The organism is Finegoldia magna, assembly GCF_018371055.1.
In the GTDB taxonomy this organism is placed as follows: domain Bacteria; phylum Bacillota; class Clostridia; order Tissierellales; family Peptoniphilaceae; genus Finegoldia; species Finegoldia magna_I.
On the sequence record NZ_JAGYZD010000077.1, the window covers coordinates 1 to 6,966 of the forward strand.

Genomic DNA, 6,966 nt, shown 5'->3' on the forward strand with positions numbered 1-6,966 from the left:
GGTTTGTAAAGTCAACTTTAATTCTGGTAATGTGGACATACTGTCTGTGCCAAGAGATACTCAAATTAGATTGAATGGAAATATTCACAAAGTAAATGCGGCACACGCTTATGAAGGTGCGAAGGGATCTTTAAAAGCGTTGAGAGATTTATTGGGAATAGATTTGGATTATTACGTTGAAGTTGATTTTGATAGTGTTGAACATATCGTAGATGCTATGGGTGGAGTTGAAGTTGATTCACCAGTAGAAATCAATCTTCCAACAATAAAAATGCATATTCCAAAAGGAAAATCAAAACTAAATGGACCTGAAGCGTTACAATATGTGAGGGCACGTCATCCATTAGGTGGATCTGATGAAGCTAGAATTGAAAATCAACATTATTTTATAAAAACATTGATGGATCAATTATTAAGTCCTGCAAATATTACGAAAATGCCTAAGATGATTGAAATATTTAAAAGAGATGTTAAGACAAATATCCCACTAGGGGATATGACTGCTTATCTTACAAAACTTCCTAACTTTTCATCTAGCAAAATACATAGCTATATACTGCCAGGAGAATACAAAGATGATGGAATTAGTTGGTATATGGCGGATGAAGAACAATTACCAGAAATTGTAGACAGATTATTTGCTGAATACAAACTGGATGATCAAACCACTAATGATAATGACAGAAAAGAAGATGGGGAAGAATCTCAAAATAATTAGCGGTTTTGTTTTTGGGAGGTATTTTTGTGGAAAGAAAGCAAGAACACATTGAAAATTATTTGAAATCAGAATACAGGGGCAACAACTTATTTGATTGTGTGTATCTGGAACACACATCACTGCCTGAAATAGATTTGAATGATATCGATTTGTCGATGGAATTTAACGGCAAGAAAATCGACTATCCTTTCATGATAAACGCCATGACTGGTGGCGGAGATTCCTGCTGTGACATCAATGAGGATTTGGCTAGATTGTGCAAAACGTTCAACATTCCAATGGCAGTTGGTAGTCAAAAAATAGCTCTTGTTGAATCAGAAGCGATTGAAAGTTTCGAACTTGTACGAGAAAATTTGATAAAAAATGAAAATATCGTAATAGGAAATCTTTCTGCAAGAGAAAGCTTGGAATCAGTTGAAAAAGCAATTGAAATGATAGATGCTGATATGTTTGGCCTTCACTTAAATCCAATTCAAGAATTGATTATGGAAGAAGGAGACAGAGAATTTTCTGGAATTAAAGATAACATCAAAAATATCGTAGAAAATGTAGATGTGCCTATAATCGTAAAAGAAGTAGGTTACGGAATGAATAAAAAGACAATCTATGATTTATACGATCTGGGTGTTAGATACATTGATATTGCTGGTTTTGGTGGAACAAATTTTTCTGAAATAGAAGATAATAGAAGATTCGATATGGAATTTTCTGAATTTTACTGTTGGGGAATTCCTACGGCGAAGATTTTATTGGACATGCAAGATAAACCTGACGATTTGTTTTTGATTGCAAGTGGTGGAATAAAAACAGCAATTGATATTGTAAAAGCACTAGTTATTGGGGCAGATATGACAGCGATGAGTGGCGAAGTATTATCTTATTTAATGCATGGTGGTTATGAATTTGCTAAGGAATTTTTGGATAGCTTGATTTATAAACTAAAAATGCTCATGGTAATGCTTGGGGCAAGAAATATCAGTGAATTGAAAAATGTAAACTACAAAATATTTGGAAAATTAAAAGAAATTACAGAATAAAAAGAAGTCATACAAATTTGATTTTAATATCAAACTTGTATGACTTTTTTAAATGTATTTTTCTACTCTATTCGTAACAAAACTAAAAACCAAAGCTTTTAACATATCCCCAGGTAAAAACACTATCATACCAGTGAATAATAATTTCCACAAGTCGAATTGTTTATTAGATAATTTGAAAAATATTCCCATGTATATCACACCAAAAGCGTAAATTATAAGTGATGACACCATGAACATAATAAAAAGGTTTAATTGTGACAGGTTGCGGTCTTTGAATTTTACATAAAAAGTTTGTGCCAAAAATCCTATTACATAACCAAAACTCGGTGAAAATATTGCCTGCATTCCACCTTTTCCTCCCGCAAAAACAGGAAGACCAATAAGACCTATTACAATATACAATAAAACCGACATATTTGCGTATTTTTTGCTTAAATAATATCCAGATGATATTGCGAACAAACTTTGTAAGGAAATAGGAACTGGAAATAATGGGATTATAATATAAGATCCAATTACTATGAGTGCACTAAACAAAGCGATTTTTATGAGCTCTTTTGTATCTATACTTTTACTCATCTTGTTTTTCTCTCATATCTTGTCTGTAATTTGCCATTACTTCGTGGAAAATTTCTGCTGATGTTGGGGGAGTATAACTTAAAGCATTCGCTCCAGCATTGATCGTATCGATAACATTTTGCTCATTATCACCGCCTGTTGCAATTATTGGAAATTCATATCCAACTTTTTTTCTGATTTCTTCAACTAAAAATGCAGTTTTCTTTCCACCGGATACATTTAAAATATCTGCACCAGAATTGATTTTTCCTTCGATATCATCATATGCAGATACTATTGTAGCGACTATAGGTATGTCTAAAACTTTTTTCATCTGAACAATAGTCTCATTTTTCATTGGGGCATTTACGATTACTCCGTAAGCTCCTAACATCTCTGCTTGTAATGCCATATTTACACTTCTAATTCCAGATGTAATTCCGCCACCTACTCCGGCAAAAACTGGAAGACTTGAAGACATTATAATAGCATTTGTGATTGATAATGTTGGTGTGAAAGGATATACTGCCATTATGGCGTGGCCATTTGTATTATTTATTATTGCAATGTCTGTTGTGAAGACAAGAGTTTTTATTCTTTTTCCTAAAACTGTTATGCCAGATGCTTTGTACATTGATTCTGGAATATGTACCATTCTGTGTCTCAAATTAGATTTTACTTCTGGTATAAATTTCTTTTCCATAAGATGCCTCCTTAAAATGAATTTCATATTTATATTATAATAGATAAAACCATTATGGCAAATCAAAAAAAGTAAAAAATATTTTGGAAATTTGTTGTAAATGTTAAAAGATTATGGTAATATATATAGGTAAATCCTTGCTCCGGATAGGGGCCAAATAGACCACAAGGAGGTGTCATATGAATAAATATGAATTAGTGCTAATCTTTAAGCCAGAATTATCAGAAGAAGACAGAAATACTGTATTCTCAAGAATTCAACAAGTAATTGACGAAAATGGTAAACTTGAAGAAGTTCACGATTGGGGAAAAAGAAAATTAGCTTATGAAATTAACTACATCAAAGAAGGATACTATTATATTGTAAACTTCGATTTAGATCCACAATTTGTTAAGGAAATCGAAAGAAGATGTAGATTATTCGACCAAATCATTAGATACATGGTTGTTAGAGTTGACGAACAATAATCGTAAGAGGAGGAAATGTTTTGAATAATGTTAGTTTGATGGGTAGATTGACAAGAGACCCTGAAGTGAGATATTCAGCGAATACTCAATTAGCTAACGCTAGATTTAGTGTTGCTGTAGATAGAAGATTATCTAAAGAAAAAAGAATGGAAGCTGAAAACAACAATCAACCAACTGCGGATTTTATCAATTGCGTTGCTTTTGGAAGGACTGCAGAAGTTATTGGACAATATTTCCATAAAGGAAATAGAATTGCGATTACAGGCCACATTCAAACGGGATCTTATGAAAACCAACAAGGACAAAGAATTTATACAACTGATGTAATTGTCGATCAATTTGATTTTGTTGAATCAAGTAATTCACAACCAAATTCAGGTAACTATCAAGGTTACAACAATAACCAATCATTCAACAATAATTCTTTCCAAAACAATAATTTCCAAAATTCAAACGATATTCATAAGAGTAATGACGATTTCGGAATGGGAGACAATGCAGTTCCGACTGATATTGACGAACTTCCATTCTAATAGTAGGAGGTTTTAAAGATATGCAAAGAAGATTTAGACCTAGAAAAAAGATAGATCCATTCCAAAAGGATAAAACAAAAGTTATTGATTATAAAGATGTAAATATGCTTAAAAACTATATCAGCGAAAGAGGTAAGATTTTACCAAGAAGAGTAACTGGATTAAACGCAAAACATCAAAGACAAATAACTGATGCTATCAAAAAAGCTAGACAAGTTGCACTATTACCATACAGTGCTGAATAAGACAAAATTAAGCTACCTTGATGGTAGCTTTTTTTACATATAAGGAGATATAAATGAGTTTAAAAATCGAAAAAACAACAACACCAAAACAAAAATACTCTGATAGTGAAGAATTGGGATTTGGAAAAATATTTACAGATCACATGTTAGTAATAGATTATGACAAAGAAAATGGTTGGCACGATGAAAGGATAATTCCATATCAAAATATTTGTCTTGATCCTTCTTCTATGGTCTTTCATTATGGACAAACTGTTTTTGAAGGGATGAAAGCTTATAAAAATGACGGCAAAGTATATTTGTTTAGACCATTAGAAAATTTAAAAAGATTAAATAAAAGCAATGATAGATTGTGTATTCCACAAATCGATGAAGAAAAAGTTTTGAAATATTTGTACAAATTTGTCGATTTGGAAAGAGATTGGATACCTGAAGAAGAAGGTTGCTCATTGTATATCAGACCTTTTATCATTGCAACTGATGCACAATTAGGAGTAAAGGTTAGTAATGAATACAAACTTATCATAATAGCTTCTCCAAGCGGATCTTATTATAAAAATGGTTTGAGCCCTGTTAGTATTTATGTAGAAAAAGATTATGTGAGAGCTGTAAGAGGCGGAATGGGAATGGCAAAAACTGGTGGAAATTATGCTGCTAGTATGAAAAGCCAAGATATTGCTCACGATAGGGGTTATTCACAAGTTTTATGGCTAGACGGTGTGGAAAGAAAATACATCGAAGAAGTAGGTGCGATGAATATATTCTTTGTGCTAAAAGACAAAGTTATAACGCCAATGATTAACGGAAGTATTTTGGAAGGAATAACTAGAAAATCTGTTATCGAATTACTAAGATACGAAGGTATGGAAGTTTCAGAAGAAAGAATTTCTATTGACGATATCAAAGATTATTACAAAAATGGAGAGCTTCTAGAAATATTTGGAACCGGAACTGCAGCTGTTATCAGTCCAGTTGGAAAGCTATTGTATGATGAATATGAAATGATTATTAACGATGGTCAAATCGGAAAAACTAGCCTTCACGTTTATGAAACATTAACTAATTTACAATTTGGAAAGATTGAAGATAACTTTAATTGGAGAGTTGAGATTTAAACGATAAAAGTCATTTTCCGAATAATTTTATCTTGTATTTATGGTATAATGAATACGATAAGTAATATTTGTCAGAGGAGTTAAAATGAATAAATACAGAAACATAGTATTGGGGATTTTAGATGCTATAATCATTAATATATCGTATATTGTAGGTTTACTTTTAAGATTTGACGGACAAGTACCGCCAAGGTATATGAGTTACTATTTTAAATATGCAGCCGTAGTTACAATAATACAAATTTTGATACTTTTTATTTTCAAAATGTACAAGGTAATGTGGAGGTATGCAACATTTGAAGACTACTTAAAAGCTGGTGTGTACACTGCTATTGCAAGTGTTGGTTCTTCATTGTTTTTGATTTTGGTAAAATCAACTCTTCCAAGATCAAGCTTTTTGATTGCCCTTGTTTTTGAAGTTGTATTGATTTTAATAGTTCGTATGATTGCAAGAACTAAAACTGATAAAAAATCAGCTGTTGAACAAACTATCGCAGGTCAAGTTAATTCAATGGTAATAGGAGCAGGTGCTGCGGGAGTTTTGGTTGTACGTGAAATGTTAAATCACCCTGAAATGAAATCCAAACCTGTGTGTATAATCGACGATGACAATACAAAAATAAACAAAAGTATTTCGTCGGTTCCGGTTGTAGGTGACACAAGTGATATTGTTAAAAAGGCACATGAGTACAACGTTGAAGAAATTGTTTTAGCGATACCAACTATAGATTCAGAACGAAAGAAACAAATTCTTAATGAATGCGAAAAACTTAATGCAAAAGTTAAAATAATGCCTGGCTATTATGAATTTATAGATTCCAAGGTTGATTTGAAAGATTTAAGAGATGTTCAAATCGAAGACTTGCTTGGACGTGACCAAGTAGTATTGGACAAAGAAATTCTTAATGAATTTTTGAACGATAAAGTCGTAATGGTAACTGGCGCAGGTGGATCAATAGGTAGTGAGCTTTGTAGACAAATATTAAAATATAAACCAAAAAAATTGGTGATGATTGATATCTATGAAAACACTACTTATGATATACAAAATGAAATTTTGAGAAATGATCCTGATGCACCAATTGATGTTATTATAGAATCTATAAGAAACTTCGATAGAATGAATGCGATTTTTGGAATTCACAAACCAGATGTTGTGTTCCACGCTGCAGCTCACAAACACGTTCCTTTGATGGAACATTCACCACAAGCAGCTGTTTTGAACAATGTATTTGGAACGAAAAATATAATAGATTGTTGCGATATTCATAACGTCAAGAAATTCGTATTAATATCTACAGATAAGGCGGTTAATCCGACATCTGTAATGGGTTGCACAAAGAGAATTTGTGAGCTATTAGTACAATCTAAAAATCAAATTTCTAAAACAGAGTATGTAGCAGTTCGATTTGGAAATGTGCTTGGATCAAATGGTTCAGTAATTCCACTATTCAAAAAGCAAATTCAAGAAGGTGGACCAGTTACTGTTACCCACAAGGATATCATTAGATATTTCATGACAATTCCTGAAGCTTGTCAACTTGTTATGCAAGCTGGAGCAATGGCAGAAGGTGGAGAAATATTTGT

At 32.3% G+C, this 6,966-nt stretch carries 9 protein-coding genes; 7 read left to right on the plus strand and 2 right to left on the minus strand.

From position 1 onward, the window contains the following. Both KHW44_RS04605 and fni read left to right on the plus strand, forming a co-directional pair. Positions 1-718 (plus strand): LCP family protein (locus tag KHW44_RS04605; protein WP_304066537.1); only part of this gene is annotated, 718 nt, incomplete at its 5' end. 26 nt (positions 719-744) lie between these two features. Then, complete coding sequence (gene fni / locus KHW44_RS04610) at positions 745-1,755, plus strand: type 2 isopentenyl-diphosphate Delta-isomerase (protein WP_304066540.1); 1,011 nt, start codon at positions 745-747, stop codon at positions 1,753-1,755. Positions 1,756-1,803: 48 nt separating this feature from the next. Here the strand turns inward: fni and KHW44_RS04615 are convergent, their stop codons facing one another. Both KHW44_RS04615 and KHW44_RS04620 read right to left on the minus strand, forming a co-directional pair. Beyond that, the gene (locus KHW44_RS04615; protein ID WP_002835046.1) at positions 1,804-2,337 is read right to left on the minus strand and encodes a biotin transporter BioY; all 534 of its coding nucleotides are present in this window, start codon (positions 2,335-2,337) and stop codon (positions 1,804-1,806) included. Further along, positions 2,330-3,019, minus strand: coding sequence for a hydrolase (locus KHW44_RS04620; protein WP_035109081.1), 690 nt, complete (start codon positions 3,017-3,019; stop codon positions 2,330-2,332). The genes KHW44_RS04615 and KHW44_RS04620 overlap by 8 nt, the downstream gene beginning before the upstream one ends. 179 nt (positions 3,020-3,198) lie before the next feature. Between KHW44_RS04620 and rpsF the strand changes: the two genes are divergently transcribed. The 5 genes from rpsF to KHW44_RS04645 all read left to right on the plus strand — a co-directional run. Next, positions 3,199-3,486, plus strand: a complete 288-nt coding sequence (gene rpsF, locus KHW44_RS04625; RefSeq protein WP_002835043.1) for a 30S ribosomal protein S6 — start codon at positions 3,199-3,201, stop codon at positions 3,484-3,486. A gap of 20 nt (positions 3,487-3,506) precedes the next feature. Further along, positions 3,507-4,019 (plus strand): single-stranded DNA-binding protein, encoded by a 513-nt coding sequence (locus KHW44_RS04630; protein ID WP_002835042.1) that lies wholly within the window; start codon positions 3,507-3,509, stop codon positions 4,017-4,019. A gap of 20 nt (positions 4,020-4,039) precedes the next feature. Then, a complete protein-coding gene (gene rpsR / locus KHW44_RS04635; protein WP_002835041.1) occupies positions 4,040-4,264 on the plus strand; it encodes a 30S ribosomal protein S18 in 225 nt (74 codons plus the stop codon). Positions 4,265-4,317: 53 nt separating this feature from the next. After that, positions 4,318-5,379: a branched-chain amino acid aminotransferase gene (locus KHW44_RS04640; protein WP_002835040.1), complete on the plus strand. Its 1,062-nt coding sequence runs from the start codon at positions 4,318-4,320 to the stop codon at positions 5,377-5,379. An 85-nt stretch (positions 5,380-5,464) separates the two neighbouring features. Next, on the plus strand, positions 5,465-6,966 hold a 1,502-nt coding region (locus tag KHW44_RS04645; RefSeq protein WP_304066547.1), incomplete at its 3' end, for a nucleoside-diphosphate sugar epimerase/dehydratase.

Coding starts and splice junctions, on each gene's coding strand:
- KHW44_RS04640 (WP_002835040.1), top strand. CDS start 4,318: ATGAGTTTAAAAATCGAAAAAACAACAACACCAAAACAAAAATACTCT.
- rpsR (WP_002835041.1), top strand. CDS start 4,040: ATGCAAAGAAGATTTAGACCTAGAAAAAAGATAGATCCATTCCAAAAG.
- KHW44_RS04615 (WP_002835046.1), bottom strand. CDS start 2,337: ATGAGTAAAAGTATAGATACAAAAGAGCTCATAAAAATCGCTTTGTTT.
- rpsF (WP_002835043.1), top strand. CDS start 3,199: ATGAATAAATATGAATTAGTGCTAATCTTTAAGCCAGAATTATCAGAA.
- KHW44_RS04620 (WP_035109081.1), bottom strand. CDS start 3,019: ATGGAAAAGAAATTTATACCAGAAGTAAAATCTAATTTGAGACACAGA.